Source organism: Bradyrhizobium sp. 139, assembly GCF_023074175.1.
Lineage (GTDB): Bacteria > Pseudomonadota > Alphaproteobacteria > Rhizobiales > Xanthobacteraceae > Bradyrhizobium.
This window is the reverse complement of the sequence record NZ_JADPKS010000116.1, coordinates 1-24,564: the sequence shown is the minus strand read 5'-3', so window position 1 is coordinate 24,564 and position 24,564 is coordinate 1. Positions and strand designations below refer to the sequence as shown.

The window sequence follows — 24,564 nt, the reverse complement described above, 5'->3', positions numbered from 1 at the left end:
TCCGCAGCTTGGACACTCGGCTCCTTAAGGTAATCACGGCTCAGTCCGGATACTTCCATCGTTTCAAGCTGGTGCTCATGGTGCAGCTATCTCCTGCAATGGTACGCCGGCAGTGGGGAGCGCATATTTGGCGAGGAAAGTGCAGCAAGGTTCGGATGACTGTCTTCTGTCGCATTCCGGACACGGGTCAGCACGGTTTCGAATGTTCCGATCCTCGTGAGAGGCTGCCAATCCGATTTCCTTCAGTAAGATTCTGTATTGGCGGTCAATTTTCATCGTCTGCGCAATTGGTACGACAATTGCTGACATATGCTCAGCTAGTCTGGAGAAGCGAATGCACATCTTGGTCCGCATCGAGTTTGTTTTGGACGCCCCGCAGTTTCGCGCGCGCTGCCTGTCGGCATCATGATGCGTCGCGACGCCAAAGCGATGGTTGCATATTCCGGCCTGGCTGAGCTGAAAGCTGCGCTTGATCCGCGCCAAAGATTCGTCGACGAAATCACTCCCGTTGGCCGATCTATGGCCGAGGTTTCCCGGGGGGAGCCCTTGCTCTCCAGCGCCGGTCGCGCGGCGCCGTTGACGGGCGGCTTCACCGCCGGCCCTCGTGCCCTCGCCAAGAGTTGCGGGCGTGTCGCTGCAATCGGCAAGAGTGCGAGGGCATTCAGAGTAATGGATCGCGTTTTCACCGGCAAGCTCGCGGCCGACAATGGCACTAGCCGAGCCTCTGGCAGGTCCTCGATCTGTTCCAACTCGGTTGCATCTCGAAGATGAGGGGGGACCAATCGATCGGCTCGCGTGACCGCGCGGTTGCGTGCCTCACTAGTTCCATTGCCAAATGGTGACCCAGAATGCCGAACCCGGAAAGAACCCCAAGCGTGTGCTTCCGGGCTCGTCGACAAAAGTCCAGCAATGGGTGTCTCGGCCCCGCGCTGCTGCCAGGCGGTGTTAAAAAAATGGCGGCGGGCACGCGGCCGCACTCTTAACTGAAGCAATCTTCACGCGCGAATTCAAAGCTGGAGGCGGAGCACGCTTCGCTGGCGAGCCGCTACTGAACACGGATGGGAGTACAGATGATGAGCACCGCACCCAAAAGCGCCGCTCCGGCCGCGGGTGGTGGTCGCGCGGCGACCAAGAGGGAGCTGCCCGAACGATTCAAAGCGTATAAGCACGTCTGGGTCTTCATCGAGCAGGAACGCGGGATAGTACACCCCGTCTCCTGGGAGCTGATGGGTGCCGGCCGACGGCTTGCCGACAAGCTCAACGTTGACCTCGCCGCGGTTGTCATCGGCCCAGTCGGGGAGACAACGCAGCAGGCGGTCGCCGAATCCTTCTGCTACGGCGCCGACCTCGCCTATATCGTCGCGGATGATCTCTTGGCCGATTATCGCAATGAATCCTACACCAAGGCCCTGTCAGAGCTGGTCAATACGTACAAGCCGGAAATCCTACTCCTAGGGGCAACTACACTCGGCCGCGATCTCGCCGGTTCAGTGGCCACCACACTGCTCACCGGCCTAACTGCCGACTGCACCGAGCTCGATGTCGATGCCGACGGCTCGCTTGCAGCGACCCGGCCGACGTTTGGCGGCTCACTGTTGTGCACGATCTACACACTGAACTACCGTCCACAGATGGCAACCGTCCGTCCGCGCGTGATGCCGATGCCCGAGCGCGTGACCGGCGCGGTCTGGCGCGTCATCTCGCATCCGCTCGGGCTTGTAGAAGAAGATATCGTCACAAAAGTGCTGTCGTTCCTCCCGGACCGCGATTCTACAAAGTCCAACCTTGCCTATGCCGACGTGGTCGTCGCTGGAGGGCTCGGTCTGGGATCGCCTGAGAACTTCCAACTGGTACAGCAGCTCGCGGACGTGCTTGGCGCCGAATATGGCTGTTCGCGGCCGCTGGTCCAGAAGGGCTGGGTCACCTCGGACCGACAAATCGGCCAGACCGGGAAAACCATTCGGCCAAAGCTCTATATCGCGGCCGGTATTTCCGGCGCGATCCAGCATCGCGTTGGCGTGGAGGGGGGCGACCTCATCGTTGCCATCAACACCGACAAGAACGCTCCGATCTTCGACTTCGCGCATATCGGCATCGTCACTGACGCTATTCGACTGTTGCCCGCATTGACCTCTGCATTCCGCGCGCAGCTGTCGCCGCACTCGCACGACCGCATCGCTGGCTAGGGGAGCTTGTTATGATCGAGGAAAGATTCGACGCGATCGTCGTCGGTGCTGGCATGGGCGGAAATGCGGCAGCGCTTACCATGGCCGAGCGGGGCCTGAAAGTGCTGCAGCTGGAGCGCGGCGAGTATTCGGGGTCGAAGAACGTGCAAGGCGCCATCCTCTATGCCGATATGCTGGAGGAGCTGATCCCGAATTTCCGAGAAGATGCACCGCTTGAGCGGCATCTCGTCGAGCAACGCTTCTGGATCGTGGACGAGCGTTCGCACACGGGGATTCACTATCGCTCCGATGATTTCAACGAGGAGAAGCCGAACCGCTACACCATCATCCGCGCCCAGTTCGATAAATGGTTCTCGCAGAAGGTCCGCGAGGCCGGCGCCACGGTGCTGTGCGAGACCACGGTGACCGAGCTCCTCCAGGATTCCCATGGGAGGGTCGTCGGGGTGCGCACAGACCGAGATGGAGGGGAAATCCATGCAGATGTCGTCGTGCTGGCCGAGGGGGTGAACGGAGTGCTCGGGACGGGTGCAGGCTTAAGAGGGCGGCCGAAACCGGACAAGGTCGCACTCGCGGTCAAGGAGATGCATTTCCTGTCGCGCGAGACAATCGATGCTCGCTTCAATCTCAAAGGCGACGAGGGGCTCGTCATCGAAGCCGCCGGAACCATCTCCCGCGGCATGACCGGTATGGGCTTCATCTATTCCAACAAGGAATGCATATCGCTCGGTATCGGCTGTCTTGTTGCCGACTTCCAGCGTACCGGCGAGACGCCTTACGGCCTGCTCGAGGGCTTCAAGCGTCACCCGTCCGTCGCGCCGTTGATCGAGGGTTCGGAAGTAAAGGAATATTCCGCGCATTTGATCCCCGAAGGTGGATACAAGGCGATTCCGCAGCTTTGTGGTGAGGGCTGGGTCGTTGTCGGAGACGCCGCCCAGCTCAACAACGCCATCCATCGCGAGGGGTCCAATCTGGCGATGACGTCGGGCCGTATCGCCGCGGAAGCGATCTGCCTTATCAAATCGCGAAATGATCCGATGACGGCCAAAAATCTTTCGCTTTACAAAAAGCTGCTGAATGATTCGTTCGTGATCAAGGACCTGAAGAAGTACAAGGATATGCCGGCACTTATGCATACCCACTCGCAGAACTTCTTTCTCACATATCCGCAGCTCTTCTCCAAAGCGATGCAGGATTACGTGCGCGTCGACGGCACACCAAAGCTTGAGAAAGAGAAGCTGATGCTGAGCTCGTTCATCAAGGCGCGGTCGTGGAGTGGACTGTTCAGCGATGCCCTGCGCATTGCCCGGGCCTGGCGGTGATCACAAACCAAAGACAACGACGAACGACGGAGCCAGAAACAATGCCGAGCGAGCCATCCCGACGTGTCGAGGACAAACTATTCTACAACCGCTATCTCGTTGATTCCGGCCGCGCCCATATCAAGGTGCGGCCGCACACCACACCATCCTCGCGGCTCTTATCGATGCTGAAGGCCTGCCCTGCACGGTGCTACGAGCTCAGCGATAAAGGTCATGTTGAGGTGACAGTCGACGGGTGTATCGAGTGCGGCACCTGCCGGGTGATCTGCGAAGAAAGTGGTGATATCGAGTGGAGCTACCCACGTGGCGGTTACGGTGTGCTATTCAAATTTGGTTAAAGCTTCGGGGTAGGGGCTGATTGGCAGGCTGCGGCGTTCTCGCGATACAACGAAATCACGCGCGAAGTTGAGATTTCACCTGATTCAATCGAGTCCCAATCTTTCCATCTACCGGGCGGCCCCTTGCCAGCTCCCGCTATAATATGCCCGGAGATAGCCAAAGCGAGCGGCTCCGAAACAGGGCGCAACGCATTGGCGGGATCAGGTCGTCCATCTCGGATCTGTCGACCGATCCTGGTTCTGTTCCCCAATATCTGGCCGGTTTCGTCCTTCTTGGAGTTCGCGGCGATCCGCCTGCCGCCACTGCCTCGCGACGCTGCCTATCACCTACAAACGGAACGCTGGAAGCAGGACTTCGCTTCGCGATAGCTGCCGACCTGACAACGTGCCATCGAGCGCCTTGTAGACTAGACAAGCACGAGCGGATCACGAAATTAGCGCTTTGTGACTCCTTCGCGCGACCGCCGGCTTTCGCGTTCGTCAGGCGGGCTGCGCGCATGCAGCACACAATTTTGCACTTTCATTCGCCTGTATCGCCGGGATATATGGTCGGCGGGAGAGCATGACGATGGTTCGATTACAAAAGAGCAGGGCAGCCGCTAACGCGCGGCGAGCGGAGGTACGCCGTGAGAGTTCGATCGACGACATCCAGGCCCGCATAGCCGAACTGAGAAGCTTGCCGCGCGAGAACCTCGCTGATGCGGTGTTCATGCTCTCGATGAATGCAAGACGGCAGGGCGAGTTGATACGACATGCGATCGAGAAGCGCGCCGAGGTCGACTTGGACTTTGATCCGCCGCCGAATGCTGATTTGGCGACCTATCTCGCGAATGATGTGGTCTCGACCTTACGCCACCACGTTGCTGACCTTCCGACCTTGCTGGACCTGTTGGTTGAGCGAGCGCCTGACGTCTGCTTCACCGTCGATCGGGAGGAGGCCGTTTCGCTGCTGGCCGCAATCATTCGCGAACAGCGGCTCGAAGGAGTCCTTGAAGGCCTCAGGCTCGCCGGGCTCCTGAACGAGCCAGCGAAGGATCGCCACGCCGGGATCGGTTCGGAAGCGGATTTGAGAGGAGCTGCCGAGGGCGCGTGAGTGTTCAGGGCGCTTTGAGGGGCAGTCCTGCAGATGGGATGTCCACAGCGAATGGGACGTTAGAAATCGCGGCGCCTGCTTGCGAGGTCAAAACCGCGTCGAAATTCGCGGCGTAGTTCCTTTGTCATCCGTTCAGCGTTTATCGCTGACGAGGAGCCGCTATGCATGCCCGGTCGCAGTCCCCGGCCGCGTCAAGCTCGGCGACCTTCGCGTTAGCGAGGACGAGATCCGCAGTTGTGAGCTTTCATGTTCAGTTGCAGCGCGGCGCCCTGGTGAAATCGACCGTCCTTGCTTCGGTAGTCGCTGGCTGCGCCCTGGCGGAACGGCGGGGGAGTCCTGGCAAGTATTCCGCGACCAAATTGAGAATAACAGACAAGCTGAGTGGCGGCCCGCTGCGATTGGGCAAAAGCGGATTCTTGGGTGGCGCTGGATCGTCGACATGAACGCTCCGCCGCGCGTCTGCCATACACCCCCTATCCTTGCTCTATTGCCGGGAAAATGCGCCGAACTCGCCTCGGCTATTCGCTGTGTTCGCGAGCCGCACCGGGATTTCGCCGAACTCGCGTCCACGACCACGCCGAAGGCATAGCCGAAATCCGCAGCTGAGTGCGGCCGAACGGCGCGTCGCACGTCAATGCCGGCCAGGTCGGTCAGTAGGCCCGCTCAAACCCCACGAAGGCGCCTCACGCGCTACGGCCAGCCGCACTTCAGTGAGCTGCTGTAATAATCTGAAAGCATCCGATTGCAACTTCCATCACGATCAGCACGACTATAACCCACTCAAGACGCAGCGAGCGCCGTGTATCAATGATGTCCGTCAGTGCGTTAGCCGTTCCGGAGATGGCCGACAGCTTGCGCTCAAGCATCTCAAGACGCTCCTTCAGTTCGTATTCGTCTTCCAGACGCGAATAGAGCCGCTCGAGTTCCGGCTTCTCCCAGAGTGCGTCGGGCTTTTCGGCAATGGCGATGCGGCCCGCGACGCGCTGCTGGACCAGGAGCGCATTGCCGATCAGTTGGAGAATACCCTTGCGACCCCGCGGCGTCCGGCCGCGCTCGGCTAGTTCGCGTGCAAAGGGTTCGATCACGTCGAACACCGCGGCGACACGGCGCTCATCTCGCTCCAGCGCCGTGCTCTTGGCTAGCGTATCGGCGATCAGCAGCAGCCGATCGTCACTAAAGTTTCTGAGACAAATCCGCCCGCCCGGCAGGATGACCTCAGCGCTCTGGTCGTTGCAGAGCTGCGCCTGCGCGCTATCCTCCTCATAGGAGGTGAGTTCACCGATGACCCGCGATATCAGGGTTTCGATCAGAGCGGCTTCTTCCGAGGGCGACAACCCGATGAGCACTACAACGCCATAGCGGAAGATCACGACCAGGCCCGCATGAATGCGGAAAGCGACCGGCGTCGAGGACACCAGCGTTCCGATTTCGAGAGCCGACGGGTTGATGCGATCCCCCAGCATGACTGCCCGAATGCGCAGCATCGAGGCGGGCGCCGTCTGTCCGGAGACGGCAGTCTTACCGTGCGTAAGTTGATCCTTGCTCACGTTTGCATCCGGTTTGGCGCCACTGCGACCCGATAACGTTCCTCCGGAAACACGTCCAGAACTTCGTCGCAGATGGTGCAGCGGAATTTGCCGGGCGCGTCGCTGAGAGATGATGCTGAGATCCAGCAAACGCCGGCTCCACAGTTTGGATGGGTGGTCGCCATATGTTCGTGCATGCTTGGCCGCAAGGTCAATCGAACGATCCAGCAAGCTCTTCGAGGAATTCGACGACCCCGGCCGCCAAACATTTGGCTGCGCCCTAGACGCCGTCCTCGAACAAGGTCGAGCAAGATTGATGCCGAACCGGTGTCTTCGCGCCAGCGGCCTCAGGATTTCCGCTTCAATGGGCGAGCGAAAATGATTATTTGAAACGGCACAGGTTGACCAAAGACTGGCCGATGTGTGTTCAATTTCCTCCAGAGCATGTCGGCTACAGAACACGGCGAATCTTGCGCGCCGCGGAACTTTTCAAAGCGCAATCAGAGTCTTAACCGCGGCAGCGGCGCTGGCATAGCTGTTGCTATGAAATGTCGCAAAGACCGAGCGAAAGCGGAGTGCACACCCGGTCCGATCTGGCGAAAACAGGACGTTACCAGTGGACTGAGGGTGGGGAAGGTGAAGTGCCGTTTCCAACCGTCAGCCACACGACCGTCCCGGCAAATTCTTGAGCCAAGGCCCGAGTACAACGGCAGAAAGGACCTGAGACCATGCATATCGAACCGGGAATAGTAACAGGCGCCAAGCTCGTGTTGACCTGCGCGACAGGCATTGCGATGGGCTGCGTCGTCGCCAAGCTTGTGGTCGAGGCCATACGCGAGCGGGGCGCTCTGTCATTTGCTATGCAAGCCATCGCCGCGACGGGCCTTGTGTTCACGTTTTTCGAAATCCTGCCGCACTTTGCGGTTGGGGTCTCCGAAGTGCACTTCGTCCGGGGCTCGACGCTGTTCCTGTTGTTCGGCGCGGCGCCGGCTGCCTCTGGTCTTGCGCTCGGCCTCTTGCCGCAAGACGTCCTCTTTGTTTCGACCGACCTGCCGCAATATGGTATGAATGTCACGACGCTTCTAGTGCCACTGTTTGCGATCCGGGCGCTCGCCAAGCGGCTCATTCCATCCAAGGCCGCCTATCGCGATCTGCGGTACCGTAAGGCGCGTGCGCTCTCGACTGCGTATCAATCTGTATCGTGGTCTGGGTCGCGTTTTGGGCGCTCTATGGCGCGGGCTTCGGCGCCGCCAACCTCAGTAACGTCGCATCGTTCGCGGTTTCCTATGCAGTTGTGGCCTTGGTCGAGCCGGTGGCTGATCTGGCCGTGCTGGCGCTCGCGAAACAAATTGGGCGGCGTGAGTGCGAGGGGATCTGTCGCCCACCGCTCCCAGAAGGCATGTTGCTGTCGATAGCAACGATGGCCGCCATGTCGCCCGTTTGCTCAAGCGATGCGTACGCTTTCCCCGATAGCAGCCGGAGCAGCGATCCCGGGCGACGCGCGCTCGCTGCTATCCGTGGCAGTGAGGGGGTCGAGCTTATGCTCATTCCGCACAAGGCGACCAGGAAATCATTTCTCGCCGACTTGCGGCCGGCGGTCTGCGCCGGCCCGGTCGCTAGTGAGCGGACGCGCACTACCGAGTTCGACCTGCTGGTGCGTGATGCGGCCAAGGCGAACTGCCGCCACGACGTGGAGGAATGGCGGGATGCGGTCAGGGCAGCAGCCTGGTCGCAGAGCATCGGGGGCGAGGTTGGACACGAGGGGCGTCTTGCGCTGCTGATACACTGGGAGTCATCCGTCGAACGAGCTTATCCATGCAACATTAGCACCCTCCTCAGCACAGCCGCGATGGACCGCCGTTCGGCGGTTTCCCATGCTCTGCTGCACTCGACAGGAATGTTCGAAGTTCGACAAAGAAGATCGCCATGTATGGATTGATCGTGGTGTTGACCATGCTCGCACTGTGCAGCATCGTGTTTGCCGGCGAATTGACGGGGCCGGCAAAGGTCATCAGCACCGACACCCTTGAAATTCACGGGACACGCGTTCGGCTCTGGGGCATCGACGCGCCGGACAAGACTCAAATGTGCCGAGATATCAACGTTAATCCATATCGATGTGGCCTCAGGGCCGCGAGCGATCTTGAAAACTTCATTGCAGAACGCGAAGTCAGTTGCCTGTCAGTCCTGAAGGATGAGTGTGGACGGACGATGGCGACCTGTTCAGCTGATGGCATCGATCTCGGAGAATGGTTGGTGCGTAACGGTCTCGTGCTCGATTGGACGCAATACTCCAGAGGACGATACCACGCTGCGCAACGTGCGGCCGATCGTGCCGGACTGGGCTTGTGGGCGGGCAGCTTTGCCGTACCTTGGCTATATCGAGCTTGCATTCGGTTAGGTGGTCGACCAGCCAGCTGTTCTGACGACGCGAATGCTCATCCTTGACTCGTATTCCCGACACCAGAATATATGCCAGAGTCGGTTCCGCACAAGGTGAAAGTCACGGGCGAGCTGGCGTCGACCGGAGTGAGCAAGCTTACCACTGCCGCCCAACCATGCTCAAAGGAGTAAGATGGTCTCAACCTCTCATAAGCGCAAAAGTCGCAAGACAGAAATCGCGAGCTCCGCAGGAACGCCATCGTTCTCGGCGTAATTCTTGGGAACCATGGACTCGCGGTCATGCCAAGGCGGCGCCTTTTGAGTTCGAGAGAGAGCCGCATTTACCTCGGAAGAATGGCGGGATCTCCGGAGCCTAAAAGAGACAAAGGCGTGGCACGGAAAAAACAATCAGATTCCGCCGGGTACAGGTTGAGCGGAAGAAAGAAGGCCAGTGGCGTTCAAGGCACCACTGGGCATGGTAGGCAACACGAATGTGGCTTGGGATGCAGCCTGCCTCTACTCCATTCGACTCGAGTTTTCAGGTTTTGACATACCCAGGGCTCGCAGCTTGATTCCCAGAGGTCGCCAGATGCTGTCCCACCAAAACTCATACACTCGCACTCAAATCTGATGGACCAAGCCGGTGTGAGCGCTTGCTCAACGCCGGCTCCGCGGGGCCCATCGAAACGACGGTAATCGAATTGCGCCCTTTGCCGCGGGAACGTCGCATAGGTCCCTTCCCGGACTTCGCTGCTGTTGGCGATATCGGCCGCGATTGCCTTTTCAAGCCACGGCTGCTCCGATATACGCCAGAATTTGGCCGGGCGGGTAAGAAGCTTAACACGACACGTGCGGTTTCGCTGACAAAGACGTGTCGACCTGCCTTGCCGGGGCCGATCACAACAATGCCACAGAAGACAATGCAGCTGTTCGTGCGGTTGGAAACAGCATGGCTCGCTGACAACTGGCTGAGATCCGCTGAATGAGCAACACCGCATGCGACGAGCGCAACTGCTGCGGCAGCCTGAACAAGAACGTCAGATCGCATATCATCTTCCGAACACGAAGTGCGCGCCTTCCAGAACGAAGCGTGAGCCACTGAACTCGCAGCGTCGCTCCCATGCCCTCGTGGGGTGCAGACTCTGTGCCGACGGGCACGATACAAGCTCCCGGCGTTTTCGATCGCGATGTCGTCTACGCGACAATAGCGGTCGTTGTTCAAACAAGCCGCGGGTCTGAGGTCGAACACCGTGCGCCGGCACCGCCAGTTCGATGATTTCATGAACGCTCCTGCGAAAGAGATTGGGTGATCGAGCTTCTTTGCAACCACACAATGAAGTCGCACCGGTAATTCGAGGCGCGGAGCTGAGCTCAGTCAGAGATCGCAAGCTCACCTGACTGCGAACTAAGAGATGAACTGGTCGGCAGTCCCTGATGGTGCCGACGCGGGATGGTCGGAAGCAGTTCGGAGCAAACGAACACGATCTGCCGGTCTGGATCTTCTCCCCTGCTGCTCCGGAGATCAGGCATCGTATAACTCCGGCAAGCGACCTTTCTTGACCGTCGCCCGGAGGTCAGCCAGCATAGCTTCATTGCCGTTCTATACTCAGCGGCGAATTGTTCGTGCCGTTCTGGGTGGTGTTATTGTGCCAGACGCGATGCCGGTGGGACCCTGATGGGCGGCTGGCGTATCGTCCGCGTCGCGTCACGACCAGGTCGCAGCCAGACGGTCTCGGCCCAGAGGCCTTGCATCAGCGTGTTGTTCTTGGCGACTTTCCTCGCCATTGTCGGCGCCGCGCCCCTCGGCGGTGCGGCTGGAACGTGGCCAGCTCGATCGTCTATGCCTGGAGAACTACGTGCCGCCCTCGGCGATCGTTGCGGCGCTGACCTGGTGGGGTCAATGCTTTCGATGTTTTCGTCAGGACACGAGCTTCAGCCCGACAATGCCGGCGACGATCAGGCCGATGCTGGCAAGGCGAAACGCGGCGGCCGGTTCTCCGAACAGGATGATCCCGAGCGCTGCGGTGCCGACCGCACCGATGCCGGTCCAGACCGCATAAGCAGTTCCAATGGGCAGCGTCTTTAGAGCAAGGCCGAGCAGGATCACGCTGCCGGCCATGGCCGCGAGCGTGAGCACGGATGGAACGGGCTTGGTAAAGCCCTCGGTGTATTTGAGGCCGATTGCCCAGGCGACCTCCAGCAGGCCGGCGACCAACAAAATGCTCCAGGCCACGGCGGCCCTCCGTTCATGGCAGGGTCGTCCCCGCGGCTGATGTGGTGATGAGCTGGAAGGTCGTCCTTGCCAGGGTTCGCGATTTGCTTCGAGCAGGGGTCAACTTCTCTCAAAGATCAGAATTCCGACGTTATTGGTTCGGCGAATTCACACGATCGACAAAGCAGAAAGCCGTCCGTTCCGTTCATGCGATCGGCAATGTTGCAAAAAGCTGCCCCCTCGAAGAGATCCTTGTACCTGTCGCGGAGGAGGTTGCCCAAAACGTGTCGTCGCTCAAAATCCATGCAGCAGAAAGTAACGTCGCCGTTTGGGAGAAGAACATTACGATATTGCCGTTCGTCAGGACATGTCAGTGCTCCAACAATTGGCTGCCGCGCTCCAACCATCTTCTCGCCGTTGCCAGCCCTGCTGCGCGGCGGACGCGAGCGAACCAGCGCTTCGTCAGGAATTATGCCGACAAGTTCGGGATGCATCTCGCCCATGACTATGAAGAGCAACGATGAAATGTCGGCATCGACAAGTTGGCGCATCAAATCGACATAGTTGCGCCTGACGAGACCACTATCCATGTGCGTGCCGTCATCAAAAACATGCACCAGGAAAACGCGGAACTGCAGCGCACGCAAGCGTCTTAGATCCCGCCCGTTCATTCCCACCAGGGTTGTGAAAATTCGGATTGCATGGCCACACGCATAGGCATGCTCAACCATTTCGGTGCAAGCCGGATTAAGCCAAGGCTCCGAATACCCGGAAAAGCTGATGTCGACAGCTGCTGGTACGCGCGCCAGACATCGCTTGAAATCTTGAAGAGAAAGATGCTTCACGTCGGATATCGCTCTTTGCCGTTTGGCAAACTTGTCCTGCGGGCAATAAGAACATCCGACGACACAGCCCGTTGTCGTAGTTATCTCCAAGACTCTGCCGCCACTGATTGCAGAGCGCAGCTCCTGTAGAGTCATCGATTCTATAATGTCCACTTCCGCGCTCCGCGTTTGGAACAAAGAGATCTTGAGGGGACCGTCGATTTGCATCTCATGCCGGTTCGCTCATGCTTCAGTTCTCGATTCGTCGTCCACCAGCGCGACTCGGCACGGTCGCAAGCGCGGTCGCGACAGATGAAGAATGCGCCACGGCTCTCTCCCCATAGCACCCCAGGTCCAACAGGATTGGACGGCTGCCGAATGCACATGCGTCGATGGGGTTCGTCTAACCTCTCGTTTATTCCAACAAGCATCACTCATGCCATTGGCGGTACTGTCCATAACTCGACACGTCCGCGATAAATGTCGTCCCAAATGCGCAACCGAAGCGAAACTCTACGCAATCGATAGCGTACAATATGACGCTACGTACGATTCAAGCTCTCTCGAAAATGAGTTGAATGGCGGCTTTCTTGTGAAATGTGACGGTGTAGCCGCCGCCCCCGAGCGCCACGTCATCATGATCAACGTGGTCGGCATCGACCCGCGAAGTTCCGATTGCGAGTGCCCTTGGCCCCAGTCGAGAATGCAAAGTCTTCACCTTCATGCAGCAGATCGCGAATTTCAACAGTTGAAAACGTTACTCACCATAGGACTGAGCTGGCGCGATTTGCGCGAATCGGAAAGTAGTCGACCTCGTCTTCTTACTGTCGCTAAAGGAAAAAGATGGTCGCTATCGCCCGTGAATTGCCGGTTTCAGGTTACGCACTCGAAATCGATGGGCGACTCAAGATTGAATTTGCGACGAGAGACGGGGCCAAACCCGGCGCGCGCGAGCTGAAGGAGCGGTTTCCCATGCTGCGAGTCGGAATCTATGACGCGCAAACCAAGACTCGAGAGGACGGCGCGTGAGGCTGGGCGATCGATCGCAGCGACGCCACGTGCTGACTTCTTGCTGATAAATGGCCTTAAGATCTATATCAAGGCCAGCACGGCAAAGCAGGCCGGTGGCGGCATCGGTACAAAGTTGCCCACCAGAAAGCACCACAACGGATTGGGCCTATCTGCCGATGAGGCGCCGATACGGCCGGGAAGTCCTCTCTTCAGCAAGCTAACACAGATTGTGAGCTCCGCATGTCGCGAGCCACCCGTCGAGTTTTGCGATCGAGAGTTTTCACAGCCGGGAACCATTCTTCCATTCATCATCGACACCTGCCTCGTATGTGTTTGGCCTCAGCACTAGGTCGTAGCTTTGATGCGCGCGTTGATGGGACTGATCAAGGACAGACACGGGACGTACTACGCTCAGCGGAAGGTGCCTGAACGCCTCCAAGAAGCCGTCGCGCGTGTCCTCAACTCCGAGAAACCCAAGCAGGTCTTCCTCAAGAAGTCCCTCGGCACCAAGGTGCTGAAGGAGGCGAACGTTGCTGCCACGCACGTCTTGGCGGACTTCAATCGGACGCTTGCCAGTGCTGAGGCGCTGCTCAAACAACGTCCCGGAGTAGCGTCCATCACTGATGCACAGATCAAGCTAATGGCCGAACATTACTATGCCTCGCTCTTGGCCGCTGACGAGGAGGAGCGGCAGGAAGGGGCAGGCTCGGAGCCGATCTTTCAGAGTGTTGCGGCTCAGCTTGCTGCTGCTGGCCTAGAGTTCAACACACCGTTCAAAGTCGGTGACCTGCCTGAAGCGGGCTTGTCCGACCGTGAGGTGTTCAAGCGCGAGCACGCGTTAGCCGAGAGCCTGCCTGATGCTAGGTCAGCGCTCTCCAAAGGCGACATCACCCATGTGCGTTCGGACGCACAGGAATTGCTGGAAGAGTTTCAGCTGAACTTGGACGGCAAGAGCCAGTCGTACAGGCGGCTGGGAATGGCCGTGCTCACAGCTCGCGTGAAGGCGCTCAGGGACATCGCGCGGCGGAACGCGGGCGATCCAGTGGAGACACCCCCGTTTACAGTAGGCCCTGTGAGCGCCCCAGCATCGGGAGGTACGCTCCGGGAGGCCTTGGAGGGTGGAAGAAGGAGCGCGAGCGTCCCGAGGACGGCGTTCACGAGTACACCCGTCCCATCGACATGTTCATAGAGATGCACGGTGACCTGCCCATCGCGGGCATCAAGCGCTCGCATGCCAGTCAATTCCGTGATGCTCTACGGCAGGTGCCCAAGACACGCAGTGGGCCGCTGCTAAACGCAGGATTGCTGGAGCTGCGCCAGTAGGCCCAAGAGCACCCCCAAGCTCCGAAAGTCTCCGCAGGGACCGTCAACAAGCAGCTCGGCGCCATGCAGGCCATCATTGGCTGGGGCTTCCGGCACGGATTGGTGCCTGATGAGGTGCCTGAGACCGACCCGTTCAAGAACCTGCGAGTTGAGGGTACGAGATCAACGCGTGACGCTTTCGATCCTCACGGGCTACAGGCCGTGTTCGATGCGGCGCTCTTCACCGAGCACGCAATTCCAGAAGCAGGGAAGGGCGCAACTGCGGTATGGCTTCCGCTACTCGCGGTGTTCATGGGCGCACGACAGAATGAGCTCGCCTCGCTACGTGTGTCCGACATCAGGGAAGACGCCGAAACGGATACGTCGCTTATGTCGATCGCGCGCGAGGCCGCCGCAGGCAAGCGCGTTAAGAGTGATGCTGGGGAGCGCGTCGTCCCACTGCACCCGCAGATTATCCAACTCGGCTTTCTCGAATATGTCGCTCAGCGCAATACGGAGGAAGGCGAGAACGCGTGGCTATTTCCCGCTGTTGCGCCTGATCAACGCGGCGGGCGCAAGGCTTGGGCGAAATGGTGGGGCCGTTACCGGCAGTTTTTTACCGTGGGCATGAAGCTCCGCCATACCAGAAATGCCATTCTGCTGCACGGCACGATGTGCCTTGTGAGCCGCCATGCGCTCGAAAGGGTCGGGGGATGGGCAGAATGGTGCCTGACGGAGGATTCAGAACTCGGGTTACGCCTGCTGGCTCGTGGTTACACGGGTCTTTATGTGCCGCGGACAATGGGGGGCGGCCTTCTACCCTTGTCCTACCGTTCGTATCGACGCCAAAGGCGTCGCTGCGCAATTGGCGGCGTTCAAACCCTTAGGCGGCACTGGAGGATACTTCTTGGGTTATCGGGTATAGTCCGAAAACGGACATATTCGCCTTCTGCGCCGCCTGCCGGATGCGAAGGTATTCGGCCCGGCGGAGGCGGCAGCGCAGCATCTCGCTGAGCTGGTCGTCACGGCCTTTCCGGGGCCGGGCCATGGTTCGACTCCCTGGGCGTGCGCCCGCGTAAATAAGGGCGCTTGGTAGTCGCAATGAGTACGCCGTCACCGGGCCAAGGATGACATTCCGTGGTTCAGCGGCGGAACGCTGACAAGATCAAAACCGTTTTTTGGCAGGAAAACCTCCGCGCCAACTGTTTCCCGCAATATCACCTTCTGAGCTGCTCCTTTTTGCTTAGGGCTTCGCGCGGCTTTCCCTGACGATTGTCCCTTACCGGGCCCGTGCTTCCTGACTAGGATTTAGCTTTTGGGCGCGGAGTTCATTTCATGCGCTGGACCGTGGGGCTGCCGATTAACCTCTTCGGGGTCTTCATTGTTTTTGCTGTCCTGACATTCTCGACTGGTTTCCTGTTCGAGACCTATCTCATCCTGACGGGCGGTCCCGCCGCCATGTTTTCGGGGCCACCCTCGGACGTCTTCTGGCTGCTTCCGGACTGGATTTCTTACGCCCTCATGATCGCCGTGCTCGCTATCTCCGCGGTCGCAGCCTGGCCGCTCGGCAACGATCTCAAGGTGTGGCTGTCGCGGGCGACCCGCCGCATGAGGAGGCGCATAGAAGCCGAAGAATTCGGCAAGGGCGGTTCCTCGGCGTTCGCCAGCATCGTCGAGGAATGGGGGTATCGCTATCGGCCCGGGCAACTGCTGCTCGGACGCTCCCTTCAGGAGCTGTGGTGGCGTATCGTCTGGAAAGACGACCGCGGCTTTCTCACCATCGCGGGAAGTTGCGGCATGAGCTCATCGAGACAAAGCGTGATGTGACAGGGCCGAGCGCGGCGCAGGAAAAACGCGCGCCTTCGCTAACGGAGCGCTTCGCAAAGGTGGGCAGGAGTTCCGGAAAGCAACCTGGTGAGGCGATTACGCCCGAGCAGCCAAAAGCCTCAAAGCGCGAGACTTCATTCCGGGAGCAGGCCGAGGAGGTCACCGGCAAGAAAGACCGTGGTCAACCGTCACTGGCCGACAAATTTCGAAAAGCACAGGAAAGGAGCGCAGGCGCGAAGAAGGACAGCCGGGACCAGTTCAAGGATAATGCCGACGATGTCAGCAAAGACATGGGGCGCGAGCGCAACAAAAAGCCCCCGAAGTAAATAGGATTACTGAACGGGCTTTGGCGGACTGAACAATGCGCTTGCAGGTATCCGGGAGCGTTCCGTCGCATTGTATTTACCGGCGCAGGTGCACTCCTGGTCGCGATAGCTGCTAACCGGGCACGAACGCGTCACGCCAACCCCATATCTTGGGAGAATGATGACGGGCTGCCCTTTTCCGATCGCTAAAGCGGTCATCATGCTGTTGTACGTGATGCCGCTTTTGTAATCGACGAGTTGCTGCCGCACCAGCCGTTCGGCTGCCGCGAGTTCAGCCTCACTCGCATAGCCATTTTCTTCGCAAAGAAGAGCGTACCGCGTGGGACGTGCACCGTCGCCGAAACCAAATCCAAGTAGTTTGCAGGATTGTACGGAAAGCGCGTCGACTATATCGGCTTTCAAGGTGCGCAGCACGAAAGCCAGCAGTCCCGGTCGCATTCCTGCATACCTCGTTCCGTCCACCGCAACCATCGCGGCGTAAAGGCAAGCAAGGGTAACGGCGACCGCTCCCAGCAGGCGGTAAGCTCGCGTCTCGATCAAGCGTTCGAGAAATAAGCCCATGTTGCGAGATTAAAGCGAGTCAAGTGCGATGTCGAGGACCTGGGCCGCATGACATGAGAGCAGCTGAGCTCTCAGGAGTTGCCTGCGGCTTTCACTCACCCATCAATGACTTCGAAATTCGTTCGCGTCCGTCAAGCCGCCAAAGGGACCGAAATACGATTGACGGCTTCAGCGTAGTCCTTCAATCATTCTAGTTAGAAAAACAATTCATAAGGGGGATGGGAACGAATGATTTCGAAATCGATCAATGAATACCCGGTAATGACTGCGAAATTCGAGGACTATGGGTGGTTCGTTGCGCCGTTCATTGTCGGGCAGGAATTTACAGAGCTCAAAGCTCTCTCGCAGTTTATCGTTGCCAATCCACATCAAAATGCCAATGACAAAAAAACTGATCGAGCAAAAGATATTCGAGAGGCTTTGCGACGTGGCGTTTAGCCATCAGGTGCGATCGCGGTACGTTTGGCTTGGCCTCCAGACGCCGCATTTTAAAGAATACTCGCACCTGTATGAATCCGCGATATTTAGCTATTACAAGCGGGAGTACCCAGCCGCAGTTGCGCTGCTTCTTATGGCGCTCGAAGGCGTGGTGCTGTCCATGGCGGGATGGCAACTTGGAAATCCTATAGGAAACCGAGTTTTGCGGGCCTGAAGAGCGCAATCGCGGGCATTCCCGTCCATCATTGTCAGGGCGCTCCCGAATTCGATGCGGTTCAGGACATGTACCGGAACGCTTTCAGCAACTTTATCAATCAGTCCATTTATATCGACACGAGCGCTGCCGACTGTTCATTGTCCGTTCTTAACCGTCACGTAGTTCTGCACGGAATGGATTCGGGCAACTTTTATAGAATTGAAGATGTGCATCGTCTTTTGCTTGCGTTTGATCTGCTAGTCGATCTCCTTTCTATGTCGAGCGGGCTTTACTATTGGGTAGTGCCGGACACTGCAACCGGATACAGCGAGCGTAATGAGTATTACGAACTGCTACGGACGGGGAACATTTCGGTGCGGGACGCGGCAGCGCGGGAATTTGAGTTTCTGTCTGAGCATCCTAACTATGTGCGGCCAACCAACGAGCCAGTGGTGTTGTACGGCCTCTAGTTAGCGGCGCGCTACAGCGGCTTGCGCGGCCCGAATAGGTCGCTTGCGGGAATTCAACTCCGCTCGCTTGCTTTGTATTTGCCCGAGCAACAAAAACTCTTGACGGCGATAGCTATCCGCCGCTTCATTGATCAGCAAATGTCTGCTGCTTTCGGCAGCGGCTGGATCAAGCAGCGTGTCCCTGGCGAAATCTGGAAAGACTGGCATGATAAACGAGAGCGTGCGCGTGAGAGAGGTGAGCAGGTATGGCCGCTTATCGCTTATGCGGGACTTTGCGCATTACCTGCCAATCATCGTTAGAAGAGATAATTGGGAAGCCGTGTTTGCGGCTGTCTTTCGTCGTCAGGAATCGGTCACAGAATCGTTCCAGCGACTTTATCCGCTGCGTGTCGCAACGATGCACGCTCGGCTAATAACGCAGGACGACGAGCTTTATCTGTATGTGGAGGCTAAGCGTCTTCTGTCTGCTATTGGGATTACCATTTGATTTCAATAGCCGGTAAGTTTTGTTATCAAACTTCATTCGGTTCAGTCGATAATAAACGATGGCTGGTAAGTTTTGTTTCCGCTTGCGGTAGTCGGGATAAGCGTGCGTAAACTTGTCTGCGAGCGATTTAGATGCCGGTGATCGACATGAAGCTTAGTACGGCTTCTGCTCCTCGCATCCGCTGGCGCGTAATTGCGAAGTCTTCGTGCGGAGCTCCAGGAGGTATATAGGCTTTGATTTTGTCGTAGATTTTGCGCGCAGCAACGCGCGAAATGGTTCTCCCGCTGTTGATCCTGGTCGCTAACGCCTCGGGGCTATCGCAGCCTTCTCTGATCGTCCCGCCTAACGTGGCCAAGACCGTGCGCAGCGGTTGTGAGGTGTCCCCGCCGCTTTTCGCGCGCGCTGTCAGCAGCTGCGCCGGTAGGCCCGCGAGAAAGGCGAGGTCAGGGACGACGCGCGAGGCGAAATGACGAGCGTATTCGCATTTGCCCAAGTTGTCTGGCCGCTCCACATGAGCTGCCTCAATTTGGCAAAGCGGGACCCCGGCCATCCACATCGGCAATAGCTTCTTGATAGCTGGCAATGCTTGGGCCGCTCGTTGCTCGTCGTTAGGAAGCTCTTTATATTTCTCACCAAATAAGCCTTCGAGACTTTCAGGCCGCACCATATCCATCAGAATAATGGGTTTTGTAGTCAACCAGCCAAGCAGCGCGGCTATGACATCTGCAGATGTGCCGTCGAGCTGCCCCTTATCTGCAAGGTCGAGAATCTGCTGCAGGATCTCCACGGACAGACCTGTTGCTCCTCCAACTTGCTCGATCCATTTTCCTTTCTCTGGAAGGTCAACTTTCGTTCGAGCTGCGAGTGCGGCGGTTACCCTGCTTTGGACCCAAGCCTGATCGCCTGCAGCTTTGGCTCGAAAAACCGCAAAGGACCGATTGAGCACAGACACTGCCGGGTCGTTGCCCGTACCAATGGACACAGGTAGTTTTCCCAGAAAGTACGCGGGGGTGCCGGTTTTCGTGACCCCATTGTGAATCTGATCCAGAACGTCTGTTAGAGGGTCGTCAATGACCAAGCATTGGTCTGCCTGTTCGAAGATGGCCTGTAACTCCATCCAATGGCTGTTGATCTTACCTCCCTCGTCGTCGAACTCGATAACCCTGCTGGGCACAAGGAGCACAAACCCCTGGGCGCCGTCTCCAGCTCGACCGGCGCGGCCCGCGGCGTTGAGCAGTTCGTGCGCCTCAAGCTTTTTCATCTTATCGGCGCCTGGGTCGAACCGGCTATCCCCGGATATGATGACGACTTCGCTAGGGAGATTCATGCCCTGCGCCAAAGTCGAGGTTGCGAAAAGCACGTCGATGCCATCGCGCCGTTTAAAAAGCGATTCGTGCAAATCCCGCTCTTCTCTTAACAGCAGAGAATGGTGGCTTGCAGCGCCTGTCTTCAGCAGGCCGTCCGTATCCAGCTGGACGTAACAGTATTCAGCGCCGCCCATTTCTTCGACGGCCAATGCACGCCAAGCAGCTTCTTCCTCGTTCAAAGTAACCGGACGGGCTGAAAGTCTTTCGGGAAAGTTGTTGACGCAGCTTTCGCAGAACACGGTCGTCTGCACGAAGACAAGTGTTTTCATACCAGCAGAAACGGATGCCGCGGCAATAGCGCCGCTTACTTGATTTCCGTTGGGTGTGAGATACCAGCGCCTTCCAGTGCTAGTAGAAAGCAATTGAGGGTTCGGCAGCAGGGGTAGAAGTGAATAATCTTCGCGGTTCGTCGTGCTCCACGTTTGCAGCAATCCAAAAAGCCCGAAGGGGTGGGCGAGCAGCTCGCGCTTGACCCCGGCGGGTACGGATTTCTGTTTTGGCCGCTCACGCCGAGCCTGAAGCAATCTAGCATTCAAGACCTCGATCTGGTCGGCGGGGTAAACGACGCAACCTCTAACCTGTCTCGTAGGTTTCCATGCCAAATCAAGTGGAAGACAATGCCTTCCGGTAAGAGATGCGATCCAGCCCGCGATCTCGGCAGTATTTTTCATCATGGCTGAGAGCAAGAGCAGGTCAGCGCCAGGCGCGATCTTTGTAAGGTTTAACAGCGTCAGCATAGCATCGAGCCCGCGTCGGCTGCGATCTTCCTCGCGTGGATGCAGGAGATGACATTCGTCAAATACAATAAGCTTGAGATCGGCAAACGCGTCAGGCTGGATGGATAGCAGCATCAAGCAACGTTCGGGCGTCGTAACAGTGACCTCCGGAAGCTCGATGGCGGCCGCGAACGTTAGATCCTCATCAATATCACCGAGAACGTCAAAGGTTTGAAAGGTGCGCTTGAGTGCACGGGTGGTTTGCCCGACCAAGGCATGCGTGGGCGCTAGAAAGACGACTTTTCCTTGGCGAAGAAGAGCGCTTGCGATTTTGAGCTCGGCCAGAGTCGATTTGCCGCCGCCGGTGGGAAAACTGATCGCGGACGATACGCCTTCCGCAAGATATCCTTTCTGAACAGCCTCGCGGTGATTCCGCCACAAGAACGGACGTTGGCGAGCCATTCGCCTGATAATGCGCCACCACCCGTCCTCTGGCACTCCGGGCGGTGTAGGGATACGCGTTAGCGCCGTTTCAAGAAGGTCGCGTTCCACCGCGAGGAGAAGGTTCGCGAGATGTAGCGGGCCCGGATAGAGGCTGACGACAGTATCGCCGGAGTCAAGTATTCCATCGATACGTTCAGAGCAGAGCGACTTGCAACGCCGGAAGATCGACGCTGCTGTTTCCGCGCCGCCCTCCTCAGGTGAGAGATCCACGCGAGAACGGAGCTGCGCCGCTAACCGTCGAACTCCGCGAAGCAGCAAGAGTTGTAACGCTTGAAGTGCGCGCGCACTTATGTCGGGTTCCGACAACAGCGGAGTCTCTGGTCTAACAACAGCGATCAGGTTGCCTTGTGCGAGATGTCTGACTGCTTGCAGTAGTGCCGCTTCCATGGGATTGGCGCCGTTGGCATCCGGGATTATGCGTTTTGCGGCTTCAGCTGCATCCGCATGAGCCTCCGCTACCAAAAATAGGAGGGTCGAGCATATTTCCGGGGAGAGCGCAGCCGCATCGACGTGGCGTCCCGTCCGTTCTGCTGGTCCGCCCAACATGCATGCTTGGTGCGCTGATGCAGCGACAAAGGCCGCCGCTGCACGATTTTCGCGTTCGGGCAGCAAAGTGACGTAGGCTTCGTGGGCAGCCGCAACGCGGCGCAATTCTCCCAGGGTCTCTACTAACTCTTCGCGTTCGCCGGTCTCTGAGGCCGCCCGAAGGCGAATGCGGGCTGAGACAATATCAGCAAATGCGTTGGTCAGCCTCTTAGGCAAGCCTTCTATGTCGAGACCGTCAAACGCGGGAGCGCTCTGAATTAGCGTCGTCGTAATGGGATCAAACATTGGTCACCGTCGCTTTTACGTGCGCGATTGCGCGATCGGCAAACTTCTGCATCCATTGGCGCAGGTCGGGGATATGAATGGTTTCGGCTCGGCGTCGCTCAACGCCGCCAGGCGCTGATCCGTCAAAGCCTTTGAAAAGCCGCTTCCGTCCCTGTTGGCCGTTATGCGTTTCACCAACTGTGATGCTTACGCGATACCGCCTTGCGTCCTTCCAAAGAATGTTGCTGATCGCAGCATCAATGTCGAGCTCGGGATCAAGGTGCTTTTGAGTTTCGAGGGCTGCGCTGAGATCGTGCGTAAGCTGGTTCACGCGCTTTCCCGATTCAAGCGCCGTTATTCCTGGCCACACATCCTTGCGGATTGTTTCACGCGGATTATCCGTGGCCTTGTCTTCGAAGATAACGACCGCGGCGACCGACTTACCGTCTTCGGTCAATTGCAACTGCAGACCGTCGAATCCTTTGTGCGCTTTAATAATATGCGGAGGCCGTGTGACCACGCCGTGGCTTTGCTGGTGCGCAGCAATCCAAGAAATCGTCTGGAATATCCAACCGTCTCGATGCCAAGGGTCTTCACCGTCCGGAACGGTGAGAAGGTCAATCGCATCCGCTGCATGGTCATGGGTCGTAGCCGGATCGGCGGATTCGACTCCGGCCAAAATCTTACTGACGTGGCGGAATTGACCAAGTGCGACTCGAGCAACCTGCTGAGCTAGCTTTTCTTCGTCTTGAACCACCCAAGACCAGCCATGGCATAAATCGCCGTGGTCGATCTGAGAAAGCGTAAGCGTCATTCTCCTTAGAAACCTCCCCCAAACCCATGGGTGCACGCTAACACCGCCAGTTGTGAATGTCACTGTTTCGATAATTGGTTGCAAATGCGTTCTAGCAGGCTGTTGAAAAAGGCACTCGCCGTCGATCGGCGACCGTGATTCATTGGCTCCGACGAGATTCGGAGATGGTGCGTGCGCAGCGGGGACAATCGAACGGGCGAGCTGTTCAGCTACGTTGACCTGGAGGCGCGGGTGCGGCGTGATCATCCGCTGCGAGCGATCCGGACGATCGTGAACGAGGCGCTGGCGGCGCTGGAGCGCGAGTTTGCCGCGCTCTATTCGCCGATTGGGCGGCCGTCGATCCCGCCTGAGAAGCTGCTGCGGGCGATGCTGTTGCAGGCGTTTTACTCGATCCGCTCGGAGCGGCTTCTGATGGAGCGGCTGGAATACGATCTGCTGTTCCGCTGGTTCGTCGGAATGGGCGTCGACGATGCGGTCTGGAACCATTCGGTGTTCTCGAAGAACCGCGACCGGCTGCTGGAAGGCGACATCGCGGCGAAGTTCCTGGTGGCGGTGCTGGCGCAGCCCAGGGTGAAGAAGCTTCTATCGAGCGATCACTTCTCGGTCGATGGCACGCTGATCGAGGCCTGGGCCTCGATGAAGAGCGTCAGGCCGAAGGACAGCTCTGGCGAGCCGCCGGCGCAAGGCGCTGGCCGCAATGCCGAGGCGGACTTCCATGGCCAGAAACGCTCGAACGACACCCATGCTTGGACTACCGATCCCGATGCCAGGCTGTACCGCAAGGGCAAAGGCAAGGAGACAAAGCTGTGCTTCATCGGGCACGGGCTGATGGAGAACCGCCACGGCCTGGTGGTCGACGCGTGCCTGACGCTGGCTGACGGGCATGCCGAACTGGTGGCCGCGCTACACATGATCGAGCCTCGTGCTGATCTGCCAACAGCGATCACGCTTGGCGCCGACAAGGCCTACGACACAGAAGACTTCGTCAATGAGCTGCGCTCGATGAACGTGACGCCGCATGTTGCGCAGAACACCAGCGGCCGCAGCTCTGCAATCGACGGGCGAACGACCCGGCACGGCGGCTATGCCGTCAGCCAGCGCATCCGCAAGCGCATCGAGGAGGCATTCGGCTGGATCAAGACGGTAGCCGGGCAAGAGAAGACCAGCTTCCGTGGCCGTGATCGCGTAGCATGGGCTTTTACCTTCGCTGCCGCCGTCTACAATCTGGTGCGGCTGCCCAAACTGATAGCGGAGACCGGCTGATGGCCAAGGTGCCCAGCTTCGCAAAGGCCTTTGCCGGCCGCTGGCGCATCGTCGAAATGGACAACTGGGACAGCGACTTCCTCGATCTTGTCGAAGAGGCGCATCTCACCTTCGATCGCAAGTCCGACGGTGAAGTCGCCTTCGGTGCGCTGAAGGGCTTCCTCGACGTCCGCTACGGCGCGCGAGACGGTTCGCCCTGCGCGGAGTTCTCATGGGAAGGGCACGACGAGAATGACCCCGTCTGCGGTCGCGGATGGGTTATGATCGGCACTGCTGGCAGGCTCGTCGGCCATTTCTACATGCACAATGGCGACGATTCAGGCCTCGTTTGCGAACGCGGCTGAGTTCTTCAACAGCCTGCTAGCGCATTCGCGTCGCCATTCAGGGCAATCCACTCCAGAGACATTCGGAACGTGCCAGCTGGCATGGGCGCGGCGAGGGGCACATGGGTCTCCGGTGGCGTCTCTGCGTGGGCACCAAGGTCAGATTCTGACTAGCCCGCATTTCTCACGGCGCTGACTGATTTGGCAACGCCGGTTTGGTGGATCAGTGATGGGCATGAAGGATGGTGGCGCCGGAAGGCGCGGATGGC

At 58.4% G+C, this 24,564-nt stretch carries 21 protein-coding genes and 1 pseudogene; 16 read left to right on the top strand and 6 right to left on the bottom strand.

Annotated features, from left to right (window positions below):
- Positions 1-1,073: 1,073 nt before the first annotated feature.
- The 4 genes from IVA80_RS27010 (at position 1,074) to IVA80_RS26995 (ending at position 4,936) form a co-directional block, all read left to right on the top strand.
- A complete protein-coding gene (locus tag IVA80_RS27010; RefSeq protein ID WP_247437364.1) occupies positions 1,074-2,186 on the top strand; it encodes an electron transfer flavoprotein subunit alpha/FixB family protein in 1,113 nt (370 codons plus the stop codon).
- A gap of 11 nt (positions 2,187-2,197) precedes the next feature.
- Entirely contained in the window at positions 2,198-3,505 is a 1,308-nt protein-coding gene (locus tag IVA80_RS27005; protein ID WP_247437363.1) for an FAD-binding protein, read from the top strand.
- Between the two features lie 41 nt (positions 3,506-3,546).
- On the top strand, positions 3,547-3,843 hold the full coding sequence (locus IVA80_RS27000) for a ferredoxin family protein (protein ID WP_247279062.1): 297 nt from the start codon (positions 3,547-3,549) through the stop codon (positions 3,841-3,843).
- A gap of 562 nt (positions 3,844-4,405) precedes the next feature.
- A complete protein-coding gene (locus tag IVA80_RS26995; RefSeq protein ID WP_247437362.1) occupies positions 4,406-4,936 on the top strand; it encodes a hypothetical protein in 531 nt (176 codons plus the stop codon).
- A gap of 707 nt (positions 4,937-5,643) precedes the next feature.
- Here IVA80_RS26995 and IVA80_RS26990 read toward each other — a convergent pair.
- A complete protein-coding gene (locus IVA80_RS26990; RefSeq protein WP_247437415.1) occupies positions 5,644-6,420 on the bottom strand; it encodes an RMD1 family protein in 777 nt (258 codons plus the stop codon).
- A 770-nt stretch (positions 6,421-7,190) separates the two neighbouring features.
- On the opposite strand from IVA80_RS26990, the pseudogene IVA80_RS26985 reads away from it, so the two are divergent.
- Positions 7,191-7,813 (top strand): annotated as a pseudogene (locus tag IVA80_RS26985) (energy-coupling factor ABC transporter permease); the annotation flags it as partial.
- A gap of 575 nt (positions 7,814-8,388) precedes the next feature.
- On the top strand, positions 8,389-8,910 hold the full coding sequence (locus tag IVA80_RS26980) for a thermonuclease family protein (RefSeq protein ID WP_247437361.1): 522 nt from the start codon (positions 8,389-8,391) through the stop codon (positions 8,908-8,910).
- Between the two features lie 1,852 nt (positions 8,911-10,762).
- On the opposite strand, the gene sugE is transcribed toward IVA80_RS26980, so the two are convergent.
- Positions 10,763-11,077 carry a quaternary ammonium compound efflux SMR transporter SugE gene (gene sugE, locus IVA80_RS26975; protein ID WP_247279066.1) on the bottom strand — a complete coding sequence of 105 codons (315 nt, stop codon included), beginning with the start codon at positions 11,075-11,077 and terminating at the stop codon, positions 10,763-10,765.
- 116 nt (positions 11,078-11,193) lie between these two features.
- The gene (locus tag IVA80_RS26970) at positions 11,194-11,901 is read right to left on the bottom strand and encodes an SPASM domain-containing protein (protein ID WP_247437360.1); all 708 of its coding nucleotides are present in this window, start codon (positions 11,899-11,901) and stop codon (positions 11,194-11,196) included.
- Positions 11,902-12,723: 822 nt separating this feature from the next.
- Here IVA80_RS26970 and IVA80_RS26965 point away from each other — a divergent pair.
- The 5 genes from IVA80_RS26965 (at position 12,724) to IVA80_RS26945 (ending at position 16,346) form a co-directional block, all read left to right on the top strand.
- The gene (locus IVA80_RS26965) at positions 12,724-12,909 is read left to right on the top strand and encodes a hypothetical protein (RefSeq protein WP_247437359.1); all 186 of its coding nucleotides are present in this window, start codon (positions 12,724-12,726) and stop codon (positions 12,907-12,909) included.
- 355 nt (positions 12,910-13,264) lie between these two features.
- A complete protein-coding gene (locus IVA80_RS26960) occupies positions 13,265-14,080 on the top strand; it encodes a DUF6538 domain-containing protein (RefSeq protein WP_247437358.1) in 816 nt (271 codons plus the stop codon).
- Positions 14,081-14,277: 197 nt separating this feature from the next.
- Positions 14,278-15,207: a glycosyltransferase family 2 protein gene (locus IVA80_RS26955; RefSeq protein ID WP_247437357.1), complete on the top strand. Its 930-nt coding sequence runs from the start codon at positions 14,278-14,280 to the stop codon at positions 15,205-15,207.
- A 321-nt stretch (positions 15,208-15,528) separates the two neighbouring features.
- Positions 15,529-16,020 carry a hypothetical protein gene (locus tag IVA80_RS26950; protein WP_247437355.1) on the top strand — a complete coding sequence of 164 codons (492 nt, stop codon included), beginning with the start codon at positions 15,529-15,531 and terminating at the stop codon, positions 16,018-16,020.
- Positions 16,017-16,346 carry a hypothetical protein gene (locus tag IVA80_RS26945; protein ID WP_247437353.1) on the top strand — a complete coding sequence of 110 codons (330 nt, stop codon included), beginning with the start codon at positions 16,017-16,019 and terminating at the stop codon, positions 16,344-16,346. Before IVA80_RS26950 ends, IVA80_RS26945 begins: the two co-directional genes overlap by 4 nt.
- A gap of 6 nt (positions 16,347-16,352) precedes the next feature.
- Here the strand turns inward: IVA80_RS26945 and IVA80_RS26940 are convergent, their stop codons facing one another.
- Positions 16,353-16,907: a hypothetical protein gene (locus IVA80_RS26940; RefSeq protein WP_247437351.1), complete on the bottom strand. Its 555-nt coding sequence runs from the start codon at positions 16,905-16,907 to the stop codon at positions 16,353-16,355.
- Between the two features lie 228 nt (positions 16,908-17,135).
- On the opposite strand from IVA80_RS26940, the gene IVA80_RS26935 reads away from it, so the two are divergent.
- From IVA80_RS26935 to IVA80_RS26925, 3 genes are all read left to right on the top strand, one after another.
- The gene (locus tag IVA80_RS26935; RefSeq protein WP_247437350.1) at positions 17,136-17,345 is read left to right on the top strand and encodes a hypothetical protein; all 210 of its coding nucleotides are present in this window, start codon (positions 17,136-17,138) and stop codon (positions 17,343-17,345) included.
- Positions 17,346-17,513: 168 nt separating this feature from the next.
- Positions 17,514-18,011, top strand: coding sequence for a hypothetical protein (locus tag IVA80_RS26930; protein ID WP_247437348.1), 498 nt, complete (start codon positions 17,514-17,516; stop codon positions 18,009-18,011).
- A 205-nt stretch (positions 18,012-18,216) separates the two neighbouring features.
- Positions 18,217-18,498 carry a hypothetical protein gene (locus IVA80_RS26925; protein WP_247437346.1) on the top strand — a complete coding sequence of 94 codons (282 nt, stop codon included), beginning with the start codon at positions 18,217-18,219 and terminating at the stop codon, positions 18,496-18,498.
- 127 nt (positions 18,499-18,625) lie between these two features.
- On the opposite strand, the gene IVA80_RS26920 is transcribed toward IVA80_RS26925, so the two are convergent.
- Positions 18,626-21,916, bottom strand: coding sequence for a DEAD/DEAH box helicase (locus IVA80_RS26920; RefSeq protein WP_247437344.1), 3,291 nt, complete (start codon positions 21,914-21,916; stop codon positions 18,626-18,628).
- Complete coding sequence (locus IVA80_RS26915; protein ID WP_247437342.1) at positions 21,909-22,709, bottom strand: hypothetical protein; 801 nt, start codon at positions 22,707-22,709, stop codon at positions 21,909-21,911. Before IVA80_RS26915 ends, IVA80_RS26920 begins: the two co-directional genes overlap by 8 nt.
- A 171-nt stretch (positions 22,710-22,880) precedes the next feature.
- On the opposite strand from IVA80_RS26915, the gene IVA80_RS26910 reads away from it, so the two are divergent.
- Both IVA80_RS26910 and IVA80_RS26905 read left to right on the top strand, forming a co-directional pair.
- A complete protein-coding gene (locus IVA80_RS26910; protein ID WP_247437340.1) occupies positions 22,881-23,972 on the top strand; it encodes an IS5 family transposase in 1,092 nt (363 codons plus the stop codon).
- Positions 23,972-24,316, top strand: a complete 345-nt coding sequence (locus IVA80_RS26905) for a hypothetical protein (RefSeq protein WP_247437339.1) — start codon at positions 23,972-23,974, stop codon at positions 24,314-24,316. Before IVA80_RS26910 ends, IVA80_RS26905 begins: the two co-directional genes overlap by 1 nt.
- Positions 24,317-24,564 lie beyond the last annotated feature (248 nt).